Here is a 25,151-nt window from a genome sequence, read left to right on the forward strand (position 1 = left end):
TTTATTCACTCAGAACCCGAAGGGCATTCCTGAAAAGGACGATTCCAAGGCCTTCCTCAGGATAGGCTGTTCCTCGCCTTCTCAGATATTCTTTGTGGAGGGGCCAGTCGGGGTGATTTGTCCAGTGGTTGTAGGCTTCGGGATGGGGCATCATTCCAAGCACACGACCCGTTATGTCGCAAATACCGGCAATGTCCTCAAGAGAACCGTTGGGATTGAAGGGAAATCGACCCCTTGCAGGAGTACCGTCAGGCAGGGCATATCTGAAGACAACCTGATTGTTCCTCTTAAGAAGCTCCACTACCTGTGGTTCTGCATAGAATTTTCCTTCTCCATGACGAACAGGATACTCCAGGGTCGAAACTTCCAGGCCCTGAGTGAATACACAGGGCGACTTCTGATTGACCTGAAGCCACACCCACTCGTCTATAAAGCGACCGCAGTCATTGGCTATGAGGGCCACATCTCTGGAAAAGCTCCCCGGGGTTATGCCCGGAAGAAGGCCCAGATTTACCAGAACCTGAAAGCCGTTACAGATCCCGAGTACGAGCCCCTCTTTTTCGACGAATTCGAACAGCCTGTCCCCCAGACGGTGTTTCATTCTGACGGCCATAATCAGGCCGGCTCCGTGTTCGTCGGCCCAGGAAAAGCCGCCGTCGATGACAAAAATTCTGTAATCTTCGATGTTTTTTCGACCTTCTATAAGATCGTTGAGGTGAACGCGCTCGACGATCGCTCCGGCCTTCTCCAGCGCGTAGGCGGTTTCCACATCGCAGTTCAGTCCAAACCCCGTGAGCACGAGGGCTTTGATTTTCGATTTTAAACCCGGGAAACCGGAGGACTTTAACCCTATCTTTTCGACTCCGGCTGCTCTATAGACACAATCCGACCCGGCCGTTATGGGATACATACCGTATTCTTCTTCTATGATTTCCCTTCCCGACCATGCCTTTTTCAATGCCCCGAGGTCTTCCTTGAAAAGAACCCCGCCGTTCAGGGCTGTGCACTCAAGGGTCTGTTCTTCGAGGACTTTTCCTATACACGCAAAGGGCAGGCCCCTGAAAATTTCTTCAAAAGCTTTTCTGTCCTCCGGAGCAACGGTTACCAGAAAACGGCCTGCCGATTCGCTGAAAAGAAGGGTATCGTTTCGGGATACTCCTTCAGAGGGTACTGAACCAAGATCAATTCTGGCTCCAAGACATCCTCCAATGGCACACATTGCAAGGTGAACGGCAAGGCCGCCTCTGTATATCCCGTGGCAGGAGGCCAGAAGGCGAGACCGAATAGCCCGTTCCAGTGCTCTGTAGAGCGGTATTAGCTCTCTGGTGTTGACCTTTGGGACGTTTAGACCGGTATAGCCGAAGAGATCATAATACTCCGACCCGCCCAGCTCGTTTCGTGTAACGCCCAGAATGTAAATGTAATCACCCGGCTGTTTGAACTCCGGTGTTATGCAGTCGTTAATGTCGGGCACTACGGATGTCGCCGTAAATTGCATCGTGGGAAGGCCTGAAACCTTATGGCGCTCTCCGAATTCTCCTCTGAGCATTCCGTCCACATACATGCTGTCTTTCCCGGAGAGCAGTGGGATGCCGAAGTCCAGGCAGTAATCCTTCAAAGCCATGCAGGCACGAACAAGCTGGGCTGCTTTGTAAAAGCCGTCCGGGTTGGTTTCCGGGTCGAATTGAATGGAGGGCCAGCAGAAATTGTCAACGCCCCCTATTTGAGACATGTCTCCGCCCACCGCAACAAGCCGTCTTACACATTCGTCGATGGATGCGGCCACCATGTGATAGGTGTCTATGATCCCGTAAAGCGGGTGAAGTGCCTGGGCTATTGCAAGCCCCCGTTTGGAATTAAGGACAGGTCTTATTACCACCGCATCAGAGGGAATATCTCTGGTTTTTCCCACGAAATACTTTATAACACTTCCGCCCTGTACTTCGTGGTCGTACTGACGGTGTATCCACTCCCGGGAATGGAGGTTGGGCCGTGACAGCATCTTTCTTAGAAGCGATCCGTAATCCGATGGTTCCTGGATTACGGGTTCTCTCAGGCCTCTTCGCTCCGGGCCGATCCATTCCGCCCGAAACTTCCACTGGGGAAACTCTTCTTCAAAAAAGCTTATATCGAGGTAAGCACAGGTCTTTCCTTTATAGACCAGGTGCAGCTTGCCGCTATCTTCGTAACGCCCTATGACCGTGCTTTCCACTTCGTGTTTTTTTGAAAGCTCCATGAAACGGTCGATGTGTTCGGGCTTCACGCCGACGGTCATGCGCTCCTGAGATTCCGAAACCCAGATCTCCCAGGCGTCGAGTCCTTCGTATTTTAGCGGTACTTTATCCAGTTCCACGTAAGCACCACCGGCAATTCGTGCAGATTCACCTATAGATGAAGAAAGACCTCCTCCCCCGTTGTCGGTTATGAAGGAAATGAGGCCTTCGTCACGGGCCTCCAGAAGAAAGTCGTGCATTTTTTTCTGCGTGTAAGGGTCTCCAATCTGCACATGACCTGCCGGAGTGTGTTCGGAATAAACCTCGCTGGAGGCAGTAACTCCGTGAATTCCGTCTTTACCGACGCGGCCTCCACACATGACGATGAGGTCGCCGGGAGACGGCCGCTTCATGTGACAGGGTCCGTTGGGTACGCTATGAGGCATTATCCCCACAGAAGAGACGAATACCAGGCATTTGCCCATATAGGAGGGATGGAAATACAGGAGACCGTATAAAGTCGGTACTCCGTGCTTGTTCCCTCCGTCCCTGACACCTTCAACAACGCCGTCGAGCAAACGTCGGGGATGAAGATGAGGTCGCAGGGGCCCATTGTAATCCCGATGGCCCACGCAGTATCCGTACATGCCTCCGACCATCCTGGCCCCTTTTCCGGTTCCCATGATGTCCCGATATACGCCCACGATGCCGGTCAGCGCCCCACCGTAAGCCTCCATGTTGGAAGGGCTGTTATGAGTTTCTCCGGTTATTACGTAGTGGTGGTGGTCGTCAAACCGTGCAACTCCGGCATTATCCCAGAGAACCGATACCACCCAGTCTTTTTCGGAAGCAATTTTCAGGGTCGGTTTTTCTATGAAGGTTTTAAAGAGATTATCTATTTTGGTGACCTGACCGGTATCCAGATCTATGTACTCGAAGTATCCCCGAAAGGTGTTATGATTGCAATGGTCGCTCCTTGCCTGAGAAATGGCCTCCAGTTCCACATCGGTTGGGTCTCCAAGGCCCACCCGGGCCCTGAAAGCACGGACTTCAGGGCGGTTGAAATAGTTTCGTATGACGGGTATGTCCTGAGGGTTCAGAGCCAGATTTCGCTCTCTGCTTAGTTCTTCAAGAGCTTTGTCGGACGGAATCGGAATGGTTGTTACGGAAGCCCCTTTCTCAAGGATAACCCTGGGCAGGATAAACCCTATGCCTCTATCGTTATCCCACTCCTGCCCTGAAAAGATCTTCCACTGCTGTATCAAATCATTGGCGAGAAGTTCTCCTGCAATGCGCTCCAGATCCGCGCGCCTGAGTTTACCACCTTCTATCTCGTACAACTTTGACGTAAAGGCGGCACCTCGTTCCGCAATTCCTTCATACCTTTCCGATTGCAGGGCCAGCAGGTAATCTCTGACCGCCTCAAGGGCTACCTCTCCTGCCGTATCCTTAACGCCGGGCCTTAACCCAACCCATATCACCCACTGAGGGTCCCTTATGAGAGTTTCAAAAGAGGATTCGTGTATTACCGGGTTTGTAAAAATGTGCTTTCTTATAGCTTCAAACTCATCTTCGGATAAATCAAGATCAAAGGTTATGACCCGTACGACTCTTATTCTGCCGATCTCAATGCCGAAGTAATCGCGAATTCTTCTTGCCAGAAGAGCACCTTCAGGGTCAGGCAGGTTCTTCTTAAGACTTATTTCCAGCCTCTTTATCATGTGTTCTACTTTCGTCAGGAGTAGTAAAACTTCAGAGGATCACCGGACTGATGATACTGAAATGATAGGTTGTTCAGAGCAGAAGCCACGTCGCTGGGCAACCCCTTAAACTTCACGGCGCATCCCTTGGGAACGTAAGCATCTCCGGTTCCGTAAGGGTTAGTCCACACGACTTCACCCGCAGCTTCGATTGCATTGGGAAGATCGGGAAACTGGAGTTTCAACTTTACCGGAGTTCCCAGCATGGGCGGATCGGACATCTGTATTAGTATTCCCTCGGGCCCGAAATTGTTAGAGGTGCCCACGAATATGTCATCACCTATGTACATCAATACCTGTACGGGTTTTGGTTGAGCCATGGTTTCACCTGAGTCTTAAATCAAAGGTTTCCAGGATCTTCTGAACAATACGTCCGTGAAGCTCGTTTACTTCCTCGTCGGTAAGGCTTCTTTCCGGGTGTCTGTAGATAATCCTATATGCAACGCTTTTCTTGCCCTCGCCCAGTTGTTTACTTCTGAAAATGTCGAATATGAAAACCTTTTCAAGAAGGGGTTCTTCAAGATTATTCAGGTAATCCAGAATTTCCTGAACCGGAAAGTCTTCGTCGGCAACAACGGCAAGGTCCCGGGGCACAAAAGGATATTTGGGAAGAGGTCGGAAACTCAGCGAGAGCCCTCTCATGCGAAATAGCTTTTCAAAGTCCAGCTCCAGAAGCCATACGGGAACGGCAATATCAAAGGCCTCAACAACGAGGGGGTGGATTTTGCCCACCGTTCCCACATACTCTCCCTTCACGAACAGAGATGCCGCCTTAACCGGATCCATGTACGGAGGCAATTCGTCTTTTGAGTATTTCACCTCAGGTATTCTGAAGAAGTCCATAATGTTTTCGCAGATACCCTTGATGTCGGCGTAGTCGGCCGGGTTTGGATCGTAGAGTGGATCATCGGTCCTTAATCCGGTAAGGGCAACGACCAGCTGAAAATCTTCCTGAGGTAGCTGATCGGTTCCTTTGGGGATGAAAACCTTGCTCAATTCAAAAAGCCGAAGTGATTCGTTCTGTCTGTCCAGATTGAATCTTATCGTCTCCAGCATATTGGGAATCAGGCTGGTGCGCATGACCGCCTGTTCTTCGCTCAGAGGATTCATGAGTTTTATGGGTCTGAGTCGGACATCCCTTTCCGGAAGTCTCAGTTTGCCGAGTGAACTCTGCGAGATGAAGGAAAACGTTAAAATCTCCGTAAGCCCCATACCCCTGCACAGATCTTTCAGTTCTTCTCTCAGGCGCAAATGGGTATCTTCTTCCCTGGGCATTACCGTGGTTCCGGGGTGTTTGGTCGGCACCCTGTCGTAACCGATTATTCTTGCGATTTCCTCCGTTAGATCCACCTCACGTGTAACATCCTGACGGTAAGAAGGTGGAATAACCCTTAGGTTATTGCCGTCGATTTTATCAACCTCCATTTCCAGTCGTTTCAGCGCCGATTCCATCTCTTCGACGGAAAAAGAGGTGCCCAGGTATCGATTTGTTCGATCAACCCTGAGGTGGAGCACCGGTCTCCGATGGGGTCTGGGATAAACGTCGATAATTCCCCTCGCAAGCCGTCCGCCCGCAGTCTCCATCATCAGCTGAGCCGCTCGATCAAGTGCTTTTACCACGCCTTCGGGGTCCACGGAGCGCTCAAAGCGGTAGCTCGATTCCGAAGACAAACGCAGTTTCTTGCTCGTGCGTCTTATCGAAAGGGGGTTAAACCAGGCGCTTTCTATTAGCACATGGCGTGTTTCGGAGGTTATTTCGGAATTTTCGCCACCCATAATTCCGCCTATGGCAACAGGCCCCCGTCCGTCGCAGATCATAAGGGTATCGTCGAAAAGAATTCTGTCCTGTCCATCCAGAGTTCGGAAGACTTCTCCGCTTCTTGCACAGCGGACGACAATGCGATGCTCTGCAAGCCGATCATAGTCAAAGGCGTGCAGAGGTTGCCCCATCTCCAGCATCACATAATTCGTTACATCCACCACATTGTTTATGGATCTGATGCCAGCCGACTCAAGCCTGTCCACCATCCATCTGGGCGAAGGACCTATGGTAACATCGAAAAGCACTCTGGCCGTGTATCTGGGGCACTTCTCCGGATCCTCTATGTCTACACGGGCAACCTGTTCTACCGGAGGCCCCTCTTCGGAAAGAGAAATTTCCGGATACCTGACCTTTTTGCCGTACAGTGCCGCGACCTCTCTGGCCAGTCCGATTACAGACAGACAGTCTCCCCGGTTGGGGGTAACGGAAATCTCAAGGATCCAGTCCTCAATGTCGAGAGCGCGGTCAAGAGGGATTCCCAGGGGTATGTCGTCGGGTAAAATCCATAAGCCTGATGCATCTTCTCCAAGGCCCAGCTCTTTTTGAGATGCAAGCATTCCTTCGGACTTTTCTCCCCGTATCAGGGCTTCACCTATACGAATACCGCTTGGAAGTTTTGCTCCGGGCAGGGCAAGAGGGACCGTTATTCCCTCTCTTACGTTGGGAGCACCGCAGACGATTCCGTACTCGCGATTCCCGTCCGTGCACCTGCACAGCTTCAGGCGGTCTGCAGATGGATGGTTCATAACGCGCAATATCTTTGCCGGGACAACCTTTTTCAGATGAGGAAATCGATCATAAACTCCTTCGACTTCAAGGCCGGCCATGGTAAGGCGGTCTGCAACCTCATGGGCGGTTGCATCGATTTCAACATAGGCCCTTAACCACCTGAAGCTTAATCGCATGTTGCCACTCCTGACTGCAACTACGGTTTTGGAGTGAACCTGAACTGGTGAAGAAAGCGGATGTCGTTTTCAAAGAACATACGGAGATCGTTAATACCCCATTTGAGCATGGCAATGCGCTCAATGCCCATTCCGAAAGCAAAACCGGTTACTTCTTCGGGGTCGTAGCCCACATAACCGTAAACGGCAGGGTCAACCATCCCGCATCCCAGAATTTCGAGCCATCCGGTTTCAGAACAGACCCTGCAGCCGCTACCTCCGCAGATTACGCACTGAATATCCACTTCCGCGCTGGGTTCGGTGAAGGGGAAAAAACTGGGTCGAAATCTGACCCCGATGTGAGTGCCGAACATCTGGTGAACGAAGAGGGTTAGAACGCCTTTGAGGTCTGCAAAGGAAACATTTTTTCCGACCATCAGCCCTTCGACCTGATGGAACATGGGAGAATGGGTCATGTCGGAGTCACATCGGTAAACTTTGCCGGGTGCTATTATCTGAACCGGTGGCTTCCGTTTTTCCATTACCCGGATCTGAATTGGAGAGGTGTGGGTTCGGAGAACCACATCTTCGGAAACGTAAAAAGTATCCTGCATGTCCCGGGCGGGATGATCCTTTGGAATGTTGAGTGCTTCAAAGTTATAGTAATCAAGCTCAACCTCAGGCCCTTCAACTATTTCAAAACCCATTTGCACGAAGATCCTGGCTATTTCACGGGCCGTCTGGGTGATGGGATGTATGCTCCCGACGGCGGGACGCCTTCCGGGTACGGTTACGTCAAAGGGCTCTATTCTCAGGATAACGGCTTCTTTAGCCCGTTTCCTGGCCTCTTCGATTGCTTTTTCAATGTTTTCCCGCGCCTCGTTTAGAGCCTTCCCTGCTACGGGGCGGAGGGCCGGATCCAGCGTACCGAGCTTTCTAAGAAGCGCCGTGAGTTGCCCTTTCTTCCCCAGGTACTTTACCCTTACGCCGTCGATTTCTTTCAGATCACTTCCCGCAGCCTCAAGGTCTCTCAGGGCCTGCTCTAAAAGCTCTTTTATCTGCTCTTCCATGACTCTAGAGAACTTCCTTTACGCGTTCCACAACGGCCTTGAAGGCATCAGGATCCTGCACTGCAAGGCCGGCAAGCACTTTTCTGTCCATTCCGATGTTTGCTTTTTTCAGACCGTAAATGAAGGTGGAGTAATTAAGACCCTGTTGTCTTACGGCGGCATTAATCCTTTGAATCCACAGTCTTCTGAAATCCCGCTTCTTACGCCTGCGATCCCTGTAAGCGTACTTGTGAGCGCGGACAACGGCTTCACTTGCCTGGCGCAGGAGCTTTCCACGGGCTCCACGGTAGCCCTTTGCCATCTTGATGATTTTCTTTCGACGGCGACGCGATTTTACAGCCTTTTTAACACGGGTCATGACGATTTCCCCCTGTAATTCCAAAATATTCGTTAAGAATAGGGCAAAATTCTTTTAAGTGCCTGTACGGCAGCACCTGTCACTACGGCTTTACGTTTCAGGCGTCTTTTGCGTTTTCTGTTCTTGTGCGTAAGCAGGTGACTTTTATAGGCCTTGGAGCGAATGAGCTTCCCGGTACCCGAAACCTTAAACCGCTTTGCCGCTCCTCTGTGTGTTTTTAATTTCGGCATTCCGTCATCTCCTCAACTGTTCTTCTGCATCCTGGCGTAGCACAACAATATTCCTTTAATCGAAGCGAGTACTCTATGAATACCGATCTTTTCTGTCAAGATCTTTTCCGTCTCCTTGACGGTGGCCCCTATAATAGCGCCAGTGCTGCCGATAAACAATCTGTTGGGTGGGAGATAGAGACATTTTTGGGGCGGCCTCTGGGGCTCTCTGAAAAGAAGATCAGGAATTTTGGGTTCATTCACTTTTTGTCTCATAGGGAAAATAAATTAAAATGACTTGAGGACAATTTCAAATCGAGAGGTAATGTGCCATGAGAAAGTTTACGGTTGCGCTGATTGCTTTATTTTGTGCCGGGTGCGTTGTTTCGGTGCCGCCGGTGCAGAAGGATCCGTCTGAGGTTATCGGTCGGCCACCTGAGATCGTGGATTCCTTCACCTATTCCAGGATACCTTCGGGCAGGATACTACCGATCTTTGTCGATGCAGAGGATAAAGACGGGGATCTTGTGGGGTTTTGGGTGACGGTATCCCAGCTTGGCGGGAATATGTTCTCACGACACTACATACCGTTAAAAGAGGGTAAAGGGTCGCGCATTGTGGGATTTATGACCATTGATGTTCCCCGGCTTTACAACGTTGAATATCTTCGCATTGAGATGTCGGCCGTGGATGCAGAGGGTAATAGGAGTAATATGGTTACTCACTCAGTCGAAATAGGCATGGTCTCATCGGTGAGGGAGAAGGTGCCGGAAAAATGGAAGGGAGTGGGGGGACGGCGAATTGGCCACATATTTTTTGACTTTGAAAGAGAAAGCGAGGGAGAAGAGGAGAATTTTCTGAGGCGCTGAGTTAAGGGATTGGACAGGAGGGGGACTTATGGCTTACTGCAAGAACGGTGAGGTGGAGATCTATTATGAAGTCCACGGTGATGGTGCTCCTTTGATTTTCTTAAGCGGGTTAAGCGGTGGTGCCTGGTCCTGGTACAGGCAGATTCCTTATTTCAAAGAAAGGTATAGAGTTATAGTTTTTGACAATCGTGGAGCCGGCAGATCTTCCATGCCGCCCGGGCCTTATTCTATGGAGGACTTTGCCGGTGATGCCTTAGCGCTTTTAGAGGAGTTGGGAATAGACAGAGCTTTTGTCGTGGGCATTTCCATGGGTGGAATGATTGCCCAGCAGCTTGCCGTCATGGCTCCGGACAGGGTCAGAGCAATGGTTCTCGGGTGCACTCATTGCGGGAGGGCCAGAAGGATTGCTCCCGAAGCCTGGGTGCTCGAAAGGCTTGGTAATAACCAGGGGCTTACCCCGGAGGAAATTCTCGATAAAAATATTCCTTTACTTTTCGGGCCCGCTTTCCGGGAGAAGCATCCCGAAGAGATAGAAGAATACAAGAAGGTTCATCTCAGCATGCCGCCTCAGCCCATTGATGCATTCCAGGCCCAGGTGGCGGCAATCAATACCTTTGATGTCTGTGAAAAACTTTCTGCTTTGAAATGTCCTGTGCTGATAATTACCGGAAAGGATGATATACTTGTTCCTCCGGAAAATTCCCGGGTTCTTGCCGAACTTATACCCAATGCAAGACTTGTCGAATGGGAGAATATCGGACATGCGATACACTTAGAAAACCCGGAACTTTTTAACAGCACCGTTGATTCCTTTTTTAAGGAGTTTTTGGACCGGAGTAATGGATAGGGTCTTGAGTGATAGATATACGGGGTTTGCCGAGCTAGCGCCTCTGGCCGAAAGGATGAGACCCCGGAGTATTGATGAGTTTGTAGGACAGAGACACCTGCTTGCCCCCGGGAAGATATTGTGGAGATACTTTCGAAGCCGTGAATTTCCTTCGCTTATCTTCTGGGGGCCTCCGGGGACGGGAAAAACAACCCTTGCCCGGCTTATCGTCGATGCGGCCGGGGGGCACTTCATTTTCTATTCTGCGGTAACGGCGGGTGTTCCTGAAATCAGAGCGGCCGTCGAAGAGGCGCGGCAGATCTGGAGAACTCAGGCTAAAAGGGCATGGCTTTTTCTTGATGAAATTCACAGATTGAACAAGGCTCAGCAGGACGTCCTGCTCCCGCATGTGGAAGCGGGTACGATACGTCTTATAGGAGCAACAACCGAGAACCCTTCTTTTGAAATAATCCATCCGCTGCTCTCAAGGGTCCATGTTTTGCTGTTGGAGCCTCTTTCTGCGGAGGACCTGTCCGTCATTCTGGACAGGGCCCTTTCTGATGTTGAAAGAGGCCTGGGGGCTTACCCTGCTGAAATAACCCGGGAGGCCAGATCGCTTCTTATCGACTGGGCCGGAGGAGATGCCCGTCGCCTGCTTAATACTCTCGAAGCCGTTGTCATGACCACTCCACCGGATCCGGACAGGGGGGTAAGGCAAATAGACGCTCAGGCCGTCAGAGATGCCATGCAGCGTCCGGCCGTTCGCTACGACAAATCGGGAGATCAGCATTACGATCTCATATCGGCCTTTCACAAAAGCCTCCGCGGCAGTGATCCCGATGCGGCTCTTTACTGGCTGGCTAGGATGCTGGAGGCCGGAGAGGATCCTCTCTACATTGCCCGGAGAATCGTGCAGGCGGCCTGCGAAGACGTAAGCCTTGCCGATCCCTTTGCGCTGGTGGAAGCGATAAGTGCAATGCAGGCCTATCAGTTTATGGGAAGCCCTGAAGGGGACCTTGCTCTGGCTCAGGCGGCCGTTTACGTGGCCATGGCTCCAAAGAGCAACAGGGTTTATGTAGCTTTTAAAAAAGCCAGAGCTCTGGCGGCACAGACCGGCTCTATTCCGGTACCCCTTCATCTTAGAAACGCCCCGACGGCACTTATGGAACGGCTGGGCTACTCAAGGGATTACAAATATCCTCATGAATACGCCGGTGGATGGGTTCCCGAAAACTACATGCCCGAGGGGTATGAAAGCACGATTTTTTACGAACCGGGACATCTGGGCTGGGAAGGGAAGTGGCGAAAAGTCCTTGAGGAGAGGCGGGAGAAGGTTCGGAAGCTCTTCCGGAAGAAAGGTGATGACGTTAAGCAGAAGGGCTCCGGTGAGCCGCAGTCCGAAAAACGCGATCAATAAACAGGAGAGGCTATGACCGGGACGGCGAAAGGCATGATAGGGTTTGATTGGGCCTATTGCAGGGCCCTGGCGGTGGGAGTTCAGGACGGTATTGCCGATGAAGATGTGGAGCGGTGGCTCCCAGAAGCCCGAAAAGTACATGAACGGATCCTAAAGGAACGGGAATCGGGACTTCTGGCTTTCTGGGACATAATCGAGGACGAAAAGGTCGAAGAACGGGTTTTAGAGATAGCCGAACACTTCAAGGGCAGGCTTGTTGACAACATCGTTGTACTCGGGATAGGTGGGTCTGCCCTTGGAGCTCAGGCATTGTTCGATGCACTCGTCAGCCCCTTTTACAACCTCACTACAAGGCCTCGTTTTTTCGTTCTTGATAACATAGATCCCCTTACCTTCTCACAGTTTCTGGATATGGTGGATCTCGGACGGACCGTCTTCGTCGTCATAAGCAAGTCCGGAACGACGGCTGAAACTTTAAGTCAGTTCCTTATCGTAAAGGAAAGGGTTGTTTCGTTACTGGGACGGGAAGCTCTTAAAAAGCATTTCGTTGTTGTTACGGACCCCGACAAAGGTGTACTTCGATCGTGGGTGAGAGAGTCAGGCGTTCTGAGCTGCGACATACCTCCCGGGCTTGGCGGTCGTTTTTCGGTTCTTTCGGCAGTAGGGCTTGTGCCGGCAGCTCTTCTTGGGTTGGACATCAGGGAACTGCGTGAAGGTGCCAGAGCCATGGCGGCACTGTGCGAAACCGCCTCCGTAATAGAAAACCCTGCATACTGTAACGGTCTCTACCATGTAATAGCCGATCTGGACAAGGGTAAGAATATTCACGTTTATTGGGCTTACTCCGATTCCCTTTATTCCTTTGCCGATTGGCTGAGGCAGCTCATAGCCGAAAGCCTTGGGAAGAAAGTAGGAGAGAAACTCTATGGACCCACGCCCGTCAAGGCTCGAGGGGTTACGGATCAGCATTCTCAACTTCAACTGTACAGGGAAGGGCCGAACAACAAAATCATAACTTTCATAGGCGTAAAATCCTGGCCCGCCGATGTTGACATTCCTCCGGCAGAAGAAGAATCGCTGGCAGATGCAGGATATCTGGGTGGCAAGAAAATGGGAGAACTTTTCCACGCAGAACAGCGAGCCACTGCCTGGGCTCTTGCTGAGGCCGGACGCCCGAATATCACACTGTGGTTTCCCCAGGTTACCCCCTACACAATAGGGCAGGCCTTTTTCCTTTACGAGCTTCAAACGGTTTTTATGGGATACCTGTACGGCGTGAATCCTTTTGATCAGCCGGGAGTCGAGCTCTCGAAGAAGATGACTTACGGACTTATGGGTCGTAAAGGGTTTGAGGAGTTCGTAAGGTATCTTTGAAAAGGTTGGGATTGACCTTGAGGAAGGGCGTTAAAAGAAACATTGAAGAGCTTGAAAGAGTTCAACCTTTTGAACTTGTAAAGTTCCTTTCGCTGTCCAGCCTTGTAGTCGTGCTGGTCAGCACTTTTATCCTTTCGGCTTTTATTGCCCGTGGAGTAAAGGAAATCATTTTGAGAAAAAGCGAGGAATACGCCGCTCTGGTTGCCGAGAACCTGAATTATCAGGTCTGGTACCAGTTCACCCTTCCTGTGCTGATTGTGGAAAAAACCATCGAATTGCGGAGGCCTCAGCAGTACGAACGGCTTGACAGGGTGGTGAGGACGGCAATTCACGGTCTTTCGGTCGAAAAGGTTAATATCTATGACCTGAATCAAATCCTTACCTACAGTACCGAATCCGATGATTTGGGCAAAAAGGTTAACCTGGGGGACATTTTCAAAAGAGTTACGGCCGGAGAAAGCGTTTCGGTCTTTGAAGGCGGTAAGTCCTTTCTGGGTTTTGAATGGCCCTGGGGTAAGAGGGCCTTCAGGCTGAAGACCTATATCCCCATGTGGGAAGAGAGGCCCTTTACATGGAAGAGGGGAAAGATTCTCGGTGTTTTTGAGGTAATCCAGGATGTATCTCGTGATTATGAGATGATATTTCGGTTTCAGTGGTTTGTTATCGGCGGTTTTACCGTTTTCTGCGGCGTCCTTCTCGTTGCCCTTGCGCTCATAGCCAAGCGGGCAGAGATCATTATAGAACGCCGTGCCGAGGAAAGACAGCGTCTGCGTGAACGGCTTCACAGAGCGGAGCATCTTGCAACTCTGGGCGAAATGATAGCCTCTGTTTCCCACGAGATAAAAAATCCCCTGGGGATTATTAACAGCACCGCTCAACTGCTTCAAAACAGACTGTCCGATGAGAAGCAGAAGCGCCTTGCGGGTATTATAATTGAAGAAGCATCCAGGCTTAACAATATTGTTGTGGAGTTTCTGGATTTCGCCCGTCCTAAAGAGCCTCAAATTGCCCCCTGCGACGTGGAAGAGATCCTCAACAGGATTCTTGCAACTCTCACTTCTCAATGGTCCTCTTCGGGTATCCGGGTGGAGAAAAGCTTTTCAGGAGCCGGCGTGCGGGTTCAGGCCGACGAATTGCTTCTTTACCGGGCTTTTTACAACATCATAACCAATGCCCTTCAGGCAATGGAAAAGACCGGGGGAACTCTTACGGTGGAAACAAAGCTGGACGGGTTTGACGGTATCAGGGCTGGTGGTATGGTTAATGGGGAAGGGAGTTTCCTCGTTACCGTGAGGGATACCGGTCCGGGTATAGACGATTCGATCAGGGACAAGATTTTCAGGCCTTTTTTTACGACGAAGGAAAGAGGGACGGGGCTGGGACTGGCCATTGTGAGATCCATAGTTGAAGAGCACGGTGGTGAGATTTTTGTGGAGAGTGCCGAAGGGAAGGGCACGGCCGTTACGGTTAAAATTCCCCTGAGGGAGGCGGAAAGGAGAGATGAAGCCAATAGTGCTGGTGGTGGATGATGAGAAGAACTGGCTTATCGTACTTGAGGAAATTCTCGAAGACGAGGGTTATGAGGTCCTGACCGCCGACAACGCCCGTGAAGCCCTGCAGATTGCGATGAACAACGATGTGGATGTTGTTGTAACCGATATGAAAATGCCGGAGATAGACGGGATAACCTTTCTGGACCGTCTGCACAGGGCTAAACCCGATGTTCCCATAATAATGATGACGGCCTACGGCACGGTGGAAAAGGCCGTTGAAGCCATGAAAAAGGGAGCCTTTGATTATATCTGCAAGCCCTTTACCAACGAAGAGTTTCTGGTGGTCGTTTCAAAGGCTCTTGAACACTTCAGGCTGGTTTCGGCCAAGAAAGAGCTTCAAAGGGAAGTTGAAGAACGGTACAGATTTAGCAATATCGTGGGCAAGAGCCCCGTGATGAAAAAGCTTTTTGATACCATCGAGAAAATAGCCCCCTCCAAGGCCACGGTGCTCATAACCGGAGAATCCGGCACCGGAAAAGAGCTTATAGCCCGTGCCATCCACTATCATAGCCCTAGACGCGACAAGCCCTTCGTATCGGTTAACTGTGGTGCCCTTCCGGAGACACTGCTCGAAAGCGAGCTTTTCGGGCACGAAAAGGGAGCCTTTACCGGAGCGGTTCAGAGAAGAAAAGGACGCTTTGAGCTGGCCCACGAGGGCACTCTCTTTCTTGATGAGATCAGTGAAATGTCACCTCATCTTCAGGTAAAGCTCTTGAGGGTACTTCAGGAAATGGAGTTCGAACGGGTAGGTGGTATGGAAACCATAAGGGTCGATGTCAGGGTTATTGCGGCGTCAAACAGAGATCTTAAAGCCGAGATGGAAGAAGGCCGATTCCGCCAGGACCTTTTCTATCGTCTTAATGTCGTTCACATTCACGTTCCGCCTCTTAGAGAGCGAAAAGAGGATATCCCCTTGCTCATACAGCACTTTCTGACCAAATATGCCGGGGAACTCGGTAAAAGGTCGCCCGTAAGAGTTCATCCCGAAGCCATGAGATGTCTTATGGACTATCACTGGCCGGGTAACGTAAGGGAGCTGGAAAATGTAATCGAACGGGCTCTTATACTGGCAACGGGTGAAGAGATAACTCTCAGGGATTTACCGGATGAGGTCAGGAATCCCGAACCGGATCGAGAAATCGAAGGTGGAAAGACCTCGGTTCCGCTAACCAGAAGGCAGGAAAAAGCGCTGGAATTCATAAGGAAACACGGGTACATCACCAATAAGTATTACGCCGAGATCAATAACATTTCTCCCCGACAGTCTCTCAGAGAGCTCGATGACCTTAGAGAAAAAGGCGTTGTGGTCAGAATTGGAAAGGGCAGGGGAGCGCGGTATGTGCTCGCCTGACAGGAGCTTCCTGGTGAGTGATTTATGCATGATGTTGCCTATCGGGTAACCGTTAAGGGCTATCGAAAGATCGTAGAGCTGGAGAAGGTGGGATACATTTATCCCGGCGGTCTGAGGGCGCTCAGTAATATAAGCCTTTCCGTTTACGAAGGGGACAGGATCGCTCTTGTGGGGCACAATGGTTCGGGTAAGACCACCCTGGGGAAAGTTTTGGCCGGTATTTACGCCCCTACAGAGGGTAAATGCTGGAAAGATGATTCCGTCGTCTGTGGAATGGTTTTTCAGGATCCCGACGACCAGCTTTTCTGCACGTCCGTGAAAGACGACATCGCCTTTGGCTTGCTTACCGAGGGAATTTCCCCCGATGTTGCCGGCGATAGGGTTCTTGAAACGGCAGAACTCTTCGGGATCTCGAACCTTCTGGACAGAGAACCTCACAATCTCAGCTACGGCCAGCGCAAGCTAGTGGCTCTTGCATCTGTGCTTGTGATGAACCCTTCTATTGTAATTCTGGATGAGCCCACGGCCGGGCTGGACCCCGAATACGAAGAAAAAGCCCTTGAAATTCTGGATGGCTACAAAGGTACGCTGATTTGTATAAGTCACGACCTCTTCTTTTTATACCACCTCTGTAACAGAGCGGTTGTTTTGAAGCAGGGGAAGATCCATCATGATTATTCTATGGGTGACCTTGTGTCTCACAGGGCTTCGTTGAAGGAGCACGGTCTTGACTTCACCTACAGGTTTTACTGTTGCGGAACGGATTTTCCCGTAAAGACTAAAACCGGAGAGAAGGGGTCAGAGGCTAACGAAAGTCTTATATCTCTGAGAAATGTCGGGTACCGGTATCGGGACGGAACCGTTGCACTTCACGGTATTTCTCTGGATGTAAAAAAAGGTGAAAGAATCGGGTTAATCGGAGCGAACGGAGCCGGAAAGTCAACACTTGCGCTTATACTCAGCGGAGTTCTGAAGCCCTGCGGTGAGTATTTCTTCGAGGGAAGACCGGTAACCGATAAGGTGCGCGGGGAACTCTGGAAGCGTGTGGGCATGGTGTTTCAGGATCCTATGGATCAGCTTTTCTGCCCGAGCTGTCGTGAAGAGGTCGCCTTCGGTCCCGAAAACATGGAGCTTGATGGTGAGGAGGTGGACAATCGGGTGAGATGGGCCATGAACTGTGTAAACCTGGCAGGTTATGACGATCGGGTGCCTCACAGGTTGAGCGGCGGTGAGCAACGGCGTCTGGTACTTGCTTCGGTTTTGAGCATGAGGCCTGAAGTGCTGATACTTGATGAACCGACCAATAATCTGGATCCGGAAAGTGAGTCAGAGCTGATAAAGATTCTCGATAGCCTTGAGTCAACGCTCATAATAATAAGCCACGACCTTTGTTTCCTTTCTTTTTTGTGCGATCGGGCTGTTGTCATGCATCGTGGTCACATAGTGATGGATTTACCCTTTCAGGATTTCATGAAGCATGAGGTGGAATCTCTCAGGCTGAGCCATTATCACCATCACGGTTATAGGCAGAAGTGTTGCCGAACCATACGGGAGTTGTTCTACAGCGATTGGATTGGCTGAAAGGAACAGGGCAGGCATGGTGCCCGCCCTTCATGTTCGGATTACAGTGTTTTCCGGAATGCCTTAAGCCCGGCAAAGATTGCGGTGCCTTCCAGTTCTTCTTCTATACGGAGAAGCTGGTTGTATTTTGCAACCCGATCCGTTCTTGACAGTGATCCGGTTTTGATCTGGCCGGTTCTGCAGGCGACGGAAAGATCTGCAATAAATGTGTCTTCCGTTTCGCCCGATCTGTGAGAGACTACGGCGGTGTATCCGGCCTTGTGAGCCATGTCTATTGCTTCGATGGTTTCGGTTACCGTGCCTATCTGATTTAGCTTTATTAACACGGAGTTTGCCACACCTTCTTTTATGCCCCGGGCGATTATTTTGGTATTTGTAACGAAGAGGTCGTCTCCCACGATCTGGATCTTTGATCCGAGGCGATCTGTCAGAAGTTTCCAGCCTGCCCAGTCATCCTCGGCCATTCCGTCCTCAATGGAGATCAACGGATAGGAATTTACCAGATTTTCGTAGTAGGAAACCAGTTCTTCCGGCGTTTTTTCCGGTTTGGATTCGGCTGCCAGGAAGTACTTCCCGTCTCGATAGAATTCGCTTGCCGCCGCATCCAGGGCTATGAAGATATCCTTTCCGGCTTCAAAACCTGCGGCTTTAATGGCTTCCATAAGAACGTCCAGTGCTTCTGCGTTAGATGTAAGGTTCGGTGCGAAGCCGCCTTCGTCTCCTACGGCGGTGATGAGGCCTCTGGACTTAAGGATTTTTTTGAGGGCCTGAAAGGTTTCTGCCCCCATGCGCAAAGCTTCCCGGAAATTGGGTGCGCCTGCGGGTGCGATCATGAATTCCTGAATGTCCAGGTTGTTGTCGGCGTGCTGACCTCCGTTGAGGACGTTCATAAGCGGAACGGGCATTAGATATGAGCCCGTGCCTCCGAGGTACCTGTAGAGCGGGAGGCCTGCTTCCTCGGCAGCAGCCCTGGCAACGGCCATACTGACGGCAAGGATTGCGTTGGCTCCAAGCCGGCTCTTGTTTTCGGTTCCGTCCAGCTCAATGAGTATTCGGTCAATGGCAACCTGATCTCTTGCATCCATTCCCAGCAGTTTGGGAGCTATTTCGTCGGTAATGTTCCTTACGGCCTTGAGAACCCCCTTACCCAAATAGCGTTTTTCATCTCCATCTCTAAGCTCCAGGGCTTCCCTCGACCCCGTTGATGCTCCTGATGGAACGGCAGCGCGCCCCATGTAGCCGGTGTCAAGCCATACTTCAGCTTCAACCGTTGGGTTGCCCCTGGAGTCCAGAATTTCTCTGGCCCTTACGGCGATGATTTCGCTCATTTTTCTTTCCTCCCTGTTGACGATCCTGTTTGCCTTTGCCTGTGACCAAAATCCTTGACCTCTGTTGCCGGCTACCCCTATTATACTCGAAACCCTGTGAAGGCAATCAATATAAGGGAGTGAGGGAAATATAATGGGAGCTACGTTGAACGCCAGTGATCTTAAGAAAGGGATTAAGCTGGAAATAGACGGTGAACCCTATCTGGTGGTTGATTTTGAGTTTACCAAACCCGGTAAGGGGCAGGCGCTTTACAAATGCCGACTTAAAAACCTCATAACGGGAGTCCAGTTTGACCGGACTTATCGGTCGGGTGACAAGTTCGTGGAGGCCGATACGGAGGAGCAGGAGGTTGAGTTTCTGTATCAGGAAGGTAGCAGGTACTATTTTATGAATATGACCAACTTCGAGCAGGTTGAGATGACTTCAGATCAGCTTGGTGACGCCGTCAATTACCTGACCCCCAACATCAAGGTGAATATGCTTTTTTACAAAGAACGACCGATAGGGATAACCCTGCCAAACTTTGTAGAGCTCAAGGTCGTTAAGGCCGAACCGGGGGTAAAGGGTGATACTGCGTCGGGTGCAACCAAACCGGTTACACTTGAGACGGGTTACGAAGTGCAGGTGCCTCTTTTTGTTGAAGAGGGAGATGTGCTGAAGATTGATACTCGCACGGGAGCTTATGTGGAGCGGGTTGGATCAAAGTGACGGTTTGATTCCCGAAAGAAATATTACCTTTATCGCGAAAAGGGCGGAGATTTTGAAGTGCCTCCGCCGTTTTTTTTGGGACAGGGGATTCCTTGAAGTTGAAACCCCCCTGATCACCAGTGAACCTGCCCCTGAAGCTCATATTGAACCGCTCAGGTGTGAACTCGGATGGCTGATAACAAGCCCCGAACTCCACATGAAACGGCTTATTGCTTCGGGCCTTGAGAAAATTTTTCAGATTACCAGGGTATTTCGAAAGGGAGAGCTGGGCAAAAAACATCTTCCTGAGTTCACCATGCTCGAGTGGTACAGAGCGGGAGAAAGCTATGAGGCTTTGATCGAGGATTGCAGGGATCTCATCAGTTTTGTTGCCTTTGAGCTGAACCTTCCGTCTCCCTTCGCCTACGAGGGGAAGTTATTGAGACACAATAACGGCCTTTCCGTGATAACCGTGGAAGAAGCCTTTTTAAGGTGGGCGGGATGGAACCCCGTCCGAAAGCCCGATCCGGACAGGTTTTATGTCGATCTCGTCGAAAAGGTTGAACCCCAAATGGGTATTCCCGATCCTACGGTACTGAAGGATTATCCTGCTTCGGAATCGGCTCTGGCCAGACTTAAAGAAAACGATCCAATGGTGTGTGAGAGGTTTGAGCTTTACTGGGGAGGGCTGGAACTGGCGAACGGGTTCTCCGAATTAACGGACCCGATCGAGCAACGTCGAAGGTTCGAACAGGTCCTTTCAGCAAGATCTGAGGGTTCACTGCCGCCTTTGCCTGTACCGAAAAAATTCCTTTCGGCTCTTTCAAGCCTTCCGCCCTGTGCCGGAATTGCCCTGGGGGTGGATCGTCTGGTAATGATTATAACGGGTGCTGCAAAGATTGGAGAGGTGGTGGCCTTCTCGGAGGATTTTTATGAAAATTCCCGAAGGGCAGAAACATGTTTATGACTACTACATTGATGAGCACGGACAGTGGTTTTGTGAAGGTAATCCCGTTCTCGACAGACAGCTTTTGAGAATGCTCAGCCGTTCTCTTTTTGAAGAAGAGGGGAAATACTTTTTGAGATGTGAGGGTGAAATCCATCCTGTGAGGGTTGCCGATGCTCCACTCTGGGTACGCTATGTGCACATCCAATTATCGGATGACGGTGGGATTGAGACCCTAGAGATAGAGTTGACAGATGGAAGAAAAGAAGAACTCAGAGTGGATACACTCAGGATTAAAGACAATAGGGCCCTCTACTGTCTCGCCACGAAAAAGAACCTTAAGGCACGTTTTTCTAAAACCGCTTACTACGAACTCGCCCGTTACATTGAGTGGGATGAGGATACTCGGAGATACTTTGTTCAGATCTCGGGAAAAAAATATTACATAGCAGAAGGGGATCTGTGCCACGATCAGAAGCACAGATCCTTTCACTAAAAGATTAGTTCGATTCTTCCTGCACCATCTTCAAAAGTTCATCTTCAGACCCTATAAGTCCGACGTGGAGATTACCGTTTGGGAAAATATAGGAAGGCGTTCCTCTCACGCCTTTGGACTGGAGAAACGCCACGGTTTCTTCAACCAGCTTTTTCCCTTTATCACACTGATTTTCGGACTCATATTGAGCCTCCAGACCTTCCAGCCCCTTTTTGTCACATACTATAGAGATACTCTGTTCCTTTGCTCCCTTATGAAAAGACAGGGGAAAGAGCAGAACGTGGGCCTGAAGCTTTCCCTCGGAAGCGAGTTTTTTAATTATCGGCAAACCCTTTTTACAGTACGGGCATTGAGGATCGGTCACGAAGAAAAGCTCGGGACCCTTCTTTCCAATTGTGAAGGCCACCAGTTCTTTGAGTTTTTTTACGTCTTCCGCAGTTAGTTTGTTAAGGCTCTGAAGGGTCTCCTGGGTCAAATTTTTCTTTGTGGCTATTTCAATCAGGTTGCCCGCAAAGAAGTATGTGCCTGTTGAGTCAACATAAAGTATGTTGTATCGGCCGCCTACCATAACGTGAGCTTCGCAGATGCCTGAAATGGGGGAGGGTATTACATCTTTTACTTCGAAGTCTCTGCCGAAAACTTTCAGAATGCCGTCGTGAACAACCTGAGCATTCGGGCATTCTCCTGCAGCCCCGGCCATCACCACCAGAGTGATCATCACCGCAAAAGTACCGAAAGCGAACGCTCTCTTAAGATTCATAAATTTCCTCCTTTTCTGAATGAAAGTGTCTGACCCTGAAAAATCTTACGGGCTTTTATACTTGGACTTCCTTCGGCATACAAGCCGAAAGTTGGACATGGCCTTTTTGTTTTTGATAATAAGAACTCCTGGATTGACAGGTTTCAGGAATATTGTATTAAAGCCTGTCATCAACCTCTGAGGTAACTGTAACTTGTTAGTAAGGAGAAACCTGTATGGGCAATCGATTTTTACAGGCCGTATTGAAATACAGGTGGCTTGTTGTTATCATCACGCTCATCGTTACGTTTTCAACGGCTTTTTTCATCCCCCGTATGAAAATCGATACGGATCCCGAAAATATGCTTTCTTCCGGTGAACCTGTCAGAGTATTCCACAACGAGGTAAAACGCAGGTTTGCTCTCTGGGATATGATAGTTCTCGGTATTGTTGATGAAAGTTCACCGGACGGGGTGTTCAGGCCGGAAACCCTGGGAAAAATTTATCGTATCACAAAATCTATCACGGCAATTCCGGGAGTGATAGTTCAGGACGTACTTGCACCTTCGACGGTAGATGACATAATCCAGGCAGGGCCCGGTTCCGTAAGGTTCAGGTACCTTATGCAGAAGCCTCCAGAAACCCGGGAAGAAGCGCTCCACATAAGGGATCGAGCACTGGCCAACCCCCTTTTTCGTGATACCCTTGTCAGTTCCGACGGGAAAGCTCTGGTCATCTATGTTCCCATAGAAGAAAAGAAAATAGCCCACCGGGTGGGAACGGAAATAGAAAAGATAATTGCAAAAGAAGCCGGCGGAACGGAGTCGTATCACCTCACGGGGCTGCCGATAGCGGAAGATACCTTCGGTTATGAGATGTTTTATCAGATGAGAGTTTCTGCACCAATGGCCGGTGTGGTTATTTTCGTCCTCCTGTGGATGTTCTTCAGAAATCTGACTTTAATCCTGGCCCCAATGCTTGTGGCCGTTTTAACCGTTATAGTCACGATGGGGCTTCTCGTGGCCTGCGGATTTACGGTTCATATCATGAGCTCTATGATACCGATATTCCTGATGCCCATATCAGTAGCGGACTCTGTGCACCTGCTGTCCATGTTCTTCGATCTTTACGGGAGGTACCGGGATAGAAAGAAAACCCTGGAAGCCGTAATGTCCGAACTTTTCGTTCCCATGCTTTACACCAGCATTACAACGATGGTGGGCTTTGCGAGCCTTACCCTTACGCCTATACCGCCCATCAGGGTCTTCGGTGCTTTTGTTGCTTTGGGCGTGGGTGTTGCCTGGGTACTTACGGTGACGTTGATTCCTGCCTATGTGATGATCTTTCTTCCCGAAAGAAGGATAAAGGCCTTCAAGAGGCATGATAGCGGCCGGGAAAGCAACATTTTTAACAGAATACTGATCTTTTTGGGCAGATGGATTCCCGGGCACGCGAAGGTTGTCCTGGGGGTATCGACGGTCATTTTTATATGGTCCTGTATCGGTATTTCGAGAATTGTGATCAACGACAACCCGGTTAAGTGGTTTGCCAGAAGCCACCCAATACGAATTGCCGATGAAGTGCTGAATGAGCATTTCGGCGGCACCTATGAGGCCTACCTTGTTCTGGACATGCCCTATGGCAGGGAGGAATTCACACATACCCTTTCCAGAATAAAGGCTTTTCTCAATTCTTCCCGAAAAGAGGAAGCCGGCAGGATTTTGGAGTTCTTGAAAGAACTGGAAGGCGAGCTCGATGAGCTTGAAAAAAAACATGCGTCCACTGCGAATATCGCAGGCCTTCTGAAAGAGTTCAAGGATTTAGCCCTTCGACTGGATGAAAAACTACCTGCCGACCTGACCGATGAAGAGTGGAATGTCTGGGACTCGGTTATGCAGAAAATAGAAGATGAAAGGTCTTCTTTAGAACTTGCAAAAAGCCCGGAAATTCTGAGGTACCTGGAGAAATTGCAGGCTTCCGTGGTGGCTCATCCAAAGGTCGGAAAGATCAACGCCCTTACAGATATCGTTAAAAAGGTCCATCAGGAACTCTTTGAAGGACGTAAGGACATGGCAATTATCCCCGACTCCCGGGCCGCCGTGGCTCAGTGCCTGTTTTCCTACCAGGGCAGTCACGACCCGGAGGACCTCTGGCACTTCGTTACGCCGGATTACAGGAGCCTTAACCTGTGGTTTCAGCTGAAGAGGGGGATAATAGGGATATGGAATCCGTACGCAGGGCCGTTGAGGACTTCATTTCGAACAATCCTCCTCCTGTACCTATGACCCATCGATGGGCCGGCCTTACTTACATAAACGTGGTCTGGCAAAACAAAATGGTAACGGGGATGTTGAAAAGCCTGATGGGAAGCTTCGTTGTGGTTTTCCTGATCATGTCTTTGCTTTTCAGATCGGTCCTATGGGGTATACTGTCGATGATTCCCCTGACTGTCACCATTTGCTTTATCTACGGAATAATAGGCTGGGTTGGAAAAGACTACGACATGCCCGTTGCGGTTCTTTCCAGCCTAACCCTTGGAATGAGCATAGACTTTGCCATCCATTTTATTCAGCGAAGTAAGGAGATTTATGCAAAGCAGGGAGACTGGACCGAAACGTGTTTCAGGATGTTTGGCGAGCCCGGCAGAGCCATCAGCAGGAATGCCGTTGTAATAGCCCTGGGATTTTTGCCTCTTCTTTTTGCCCACCTGATACCGTACCGAACCGTCGGGTTTTTGATTGCCAGCATAATGATGGTCTCAGGAATTGCAACCTTGATTATACTTCCTTCGATGGTCACGGTGTTTGAGAAGCTCCTGTTCAGGAGGACCACTAATAGTAAGGAGGTTGTGAAATGAAAAAGAAAGGTTACGGTAAAGGTATAATTACGGCTTTTTTTCTGTGCATCCTGCTGATCCCTTTTTCGCCGGTTTTTTCTTCCATGGCGGTTGAAGAAATAGTCAACCGGGCAAACATTGCATCCTATTACGCAGGAGATGACGGTATTGCGGATGCTGAAATGAAAATATACGACTCTCAGGGGAGAGTTAGGGAAAGACAGTTTAGAATAATACGTAAAGACCTGGAAGATGGTGGGGATCAGTTTTACTACGTTTATTTCTTCGAACCGGGGGATGTGAGGAAGACTGTTTTTATGGTTCATAAGCATACCGATCGAGACGATGACAGGTGGCTGTATCTGCCGGCTCTGGATCTGGTAAAGCGTATTGCTGCGTCGGACAAAAGAACGAGCTTCGTGGGGTCTCATTTTTTCTACGAGGATGTCTCAGGCCGCTCTCCTGAAGACGACCGTCATGAACTTATTGAAGAAACCGAAGCCCATTACGTTTTGAAAAACATTCCCAAGGATGCAGATATTGTGGAATTCAGTTCATACACGGTGTGGATCGATAAGAACACCTTCCTTCCCATGAAGGCAGAATATCTGGACAAGAACGGGAAGCTGTACAGGCGGATGACCGTAGAAGATGTATCGGTAATTCAGGGCTTTCCGACCGTTATTAAGGCCAAGATGGAGGATCTGAACAGCGGTGGCTATACCGAGATGAGGTTTCGTAGTGTAAAGTACAACGTCAATGTACCGGAAGACATTTTTTCAGAGCGATATTTGAGAAGGCCTCCGAGGCAGTACATAAGGCGCTGAGACG

The 25,151-nt window shown here is 50.0% G+C and carries 21 protein-coding genes; 13 read left to right on the plus strand and 8 right to left on the minus strand.

Going from position 1 to position 25,151, the window contains the following annotated elements; all coding sequences use genetic code 11:
* Position 1: 1 nt before the first annotated feature.
* From BM091_RS05260 to rpmI, 6 genes are read right to left on the minus strand one after another with little or no spacing between them, the layout of a single operon-like run.
* Entirely contained in the window at positions 2 to 3,934 is a 3,933-nt protein-coding gene (locus tag BM091_RS05260; RefSeq protein ID WP_093394011.1) for a phosphoribosylformylglycinamidine synthase subunit PurQ, read from the minus strand.
* A gap of 14 nt (positions 3,935 to 3,948) precedes the next feature.
* Positions 3,949 to 4,293: a PilZ domain-containing protein gene (locus BM091_RS05265; RefSeq protein WP_093394013.1), complete on the minus strand. Its 345-nt coding sequence runs from the start codon at positions 4,291 to 4,293 to the stop codon at positions 3,949 to 3,951.
* Positions 4,294 to 4,297: 4 nt separating this feature from the next.
* Positions 4,298 to 6,700 (minus strand): phenylalanine--tRNA ligase subunit beta, encoded by a 2,403-nt coding sequence (pheT, locus tag BM091_RS05270; protein ID WP_093394015.1) that lies wholly within the window; start codon positions 6,698 to 6,700, stop codon positions 4,298 to 4,300.
* 20 nt (positions 6,701 to 6,720) lie between these two features.
* A complete protein-coding gene (pheS, locus tag BM091_RS05275) occupies positions 6,721 to 7,749 on the minus strand; it encodes a phenylalanine--tRNA ligase subunit alpha (RefSeq protein WP_093394016.1) in 1,029 nt (342 codons plus the stop codon).
* Between the two features lie 4 nt (positions 7,750 to 7,753).
* Complete coding sequence (gene rplT / locus BM091_RS05280) at positions 7,754 to 8,107, minus strand: 50S ribosomal protein L20 (RefSeq protein WP_093394018.1); 354 nt, start codon at positions 8,105 to 8,107, stop codon at positions 7,754 to 7,756.
* Between the two features lie 32 nt (positions 8,108 to 8,139).
* On the minus strand, positions 8,140 to 8,337 hold the full coding sequence (gene rpmI, locus BM091_RS05285) for a 50S ribosomal protein L35 (RefSeq protein ID WP_093394020.1): 198 nt from the start codon (positions 8,335 to 8,337) through the stop codon (positions 8,140 to 8,142).
* Positions 8,338 to 8,648: 311 nt separating this feature from the next.
* Between rpmI and BM091_RS05295 the strand changes: the two genes are divergently transcribed.
* The 7 genes from BM091_RS05295 to BM091_RS05325 are packed head-to-tail and all read left to right on the plus strand — an operon-like array spanning position 8,649 to position 17,287.
* The gene (locus BM091_RS05295; protein WP_093394023.1) at positions 8,649 to 9,185 is read left to right on the plus strand and encodes a hypothetical protein; all 537 of its coding nucleotides are present in this window, start codon (positions 8,649 to 8,651) and stop codon (positions 9,183 to 9,185) included.
* Between the two features lie 28 nt (positions 9,186 to 9,213).
* Positions 9,214 to 10,032, plus strand: a complete 819-nt coding sequence (locus BM091_RS05300; protein WP_093394025.1) for an alpha/beta fold hydrolase — start codon at positions 9,214 to 9,216, stop codon at positions 10,030 to 10,032.
* Positions 10,025 to 11,428 carry a replication-associated recombination protein A gene (locus BM091_RS05305; RefSeq protein WP_093394027.1) on the plus strand — a complete coding sequence of 468 codons (1,404 nt, stop codon included), beginning with the start codon at positions 10,025 to 10,027 and terminating at the stop codon, positions 11,426 to 11,428. The genes BM091_RS05300 and BM091_RS05305 overlap by 8 nt, the downstream gene beginning before the upstream one ends.
* 12 nt (positions 11,429 to 11,440) lie before the next feature.
* The gene (locus BM091_RS05310) at positions 11,441 to 12,802 is read left to right on the plus strand and encodes a glucose-6-phosphate isomerase (RefSeq protein WP_093394029.1); all 1,362 of its coding nucleotides are present in this window, start codon (positions 11,441 to 11,443) and stop codon (positions 12,800 to 12,802) included.
* Positions 12,799 to 14,331: a two-component system sensor histidine kinase NtrB gene (locus BM091_RS05315; RefSeq protein WP_093394030.1), complete on the plus strand. Its 1,533-nt coding sequence runs from the start codon at positions 12,799 to 12,801 to the stop codon at positions 14,329 to 14,331. The genes BM091_RS05310 and BM091_RS05315 overlap by 4 nt, the downstream gene beginning before the upstream one ends.
* Positions 14,303 to 15,706, plus strand: a complete 1,404-nt coding sequence (locus tag BM091_RS05320; protein WP_093394031.1) for a sigma-54-dependent transcriptional regulator — start codon at positions 14,303 to 14,305, stop codon at positions 15,704 to 15,706. Before BM091_RS05315 ends, BM091_RS05320 begins: the two co-directional genes overlap by 29 nt.
* A 24-nt stretch (positions 15,707 to 15,730) precedes the next feature.
* Positions 15,731 to 17,287: an ABC transporter ATP-binding protein gene (locus BM091_RS05325; protein WP_093394032.1), complete on the plus strand. Its 1,557-nt coding sequence runs from the start codon at positions 15,731 to 15,733 to the stop codon at positions 17,285 to 17,287.
* Positions 17,288 to 17,328: 41 nt separating this feature from the next.
* Here BM091_RS05325 and eno read toward each other — a convergent pair whose 3' ends face one another.
* Complete coding sequence (gene eno / locus BM091_RS05330) at positions 17,329 to 18,615, minus strand: phosphopyruvate hydratase (RefSeq protein ID WP_093394033.1); 1,287 nt, start codon at positions 18,613 to 18,615, stop codon at positions 17,329 to 17,331.
* Between the two features lie 133 nt (positions 18,616 to 18,748).
* Between eno and efp the strand changes: the two genes are divergently transcribed.
* The 3 genes from efp to BM091_RS05345 are packed head-to-tail and all read left to right on the plus strand — an operon-like array spanning position 18,749 to position 20,745.
* Positions 18,749 to 19,324: an elongation factor P gene (gene efp, locus BM091_RS05335; RefSeq protein ID WP_093394035.1), complete on the plus strand. Its 576-nt coding sequence runs from the start codon at positions 18,749 to 18,751 to the stop codon at positions 19,322 to 19,324.
* A complete protein-coding gene (gene epmA, locus BM091_RS05340) occupies positions 19,299 to 20,270 on the plus strand; it encodes an EF-P lysine aminoacylase EpmA (RefSeq protein WP_281243977.1) in 972 nt (323 codons plus the stop codon). The genes efp and epmA overlap by 26 nt, the downstream gene beginning before the upstream one ends.
* Complete coding sequence (locus BM091_RS05345) at positions 20,236 to 20,745, plus strand: DUF1285 domain-containing protein (RefSeq protein ID WP_093394036.1); 510 nt, start codon at positions 20,236 to 20,238, stop codon at positions 20,743 to 20,745. The genes epmA and BM091_RS05345 overlap by 35 nt, the downstream gene beginning before the upstream one ends.
* Before the next feature lie 4 nt (positions 20,746 to 20,749).
* Here the strand turns inward: BM091_RS05345 and BM091_RS05350 are convergent, their stop codons facing one another.
* Complete coding sequence (locus BM091_RS05350) at positions 20,750 to 21,505, minus strand: DsbC family protein (protein WP_093394038.1); 756 nt, start codon at positions 21,503 to 21,505, stop codon at positions 20,750 to 20,752.
* A gap of 215 nt (positions 21,506 to 21,720) precedes the next feature.
* Here BM091_RS05350 and BM091_RS05355 point away from each other — a divergent pair, with 215 nt between their 5' ends.
* The 3 genes from BM091_RS05355 to BM091_RS05365 are packed head-to-tail and all read left to right on the plus strand — an operon-like array spanning position 21,721 to position 25,147.
* Positions 21,721 to 23,769, plus strand: a complete 2,049-nt coding sequence (locus tag BM091_RS05355; RefSeq protein WP_093394039.1) for an efflux RND transporter permease subunit — start codon at positions 21,721 to 21,723, stop codon at positions 23,767 to 23,769.
* Positions 23,706 to 24,341, plus strand: coding sequence for an MMPL family transporter (locus tag BM091_RS05360; RefSeq protein WP_093394041.1), 636 nt, complete (start codon positions 23,706 to 23,708; stop codon positions 24,339 to 24,341). The genes BM091_RS05355 and BM091_RS05360 overlap by 64 nt, the downstream gene beginning before the upstream one ends.
* Entirely contained in the window at positions 24,338 to 25,147 is an 810-nt protein-coding gene (locus tag BM091_RS05365) for an outer membrane lipoprotein-sorting protein (RefSeq protein ID WP_093394042.1), read from the plus strand. Before BM091_RS05360 ends, BM091_RS05365 begins: the two co-directional genes overlap by 4 nt.
* Positions 25,148 to 25,151: the final 4 nt, after the last annotated feature.

Source organism: Thermodesulforhabdus norvegica (assembly GCF_900114975.1).
Taxonomy (GTDB): Bacteria; Desulfobacterota; Syntrophobacteria; order Syntrophobacterales; family Thermodesulforhabdaceae; genus Thermodesulforhabdus; species Thermodesulforhabdus norvegica.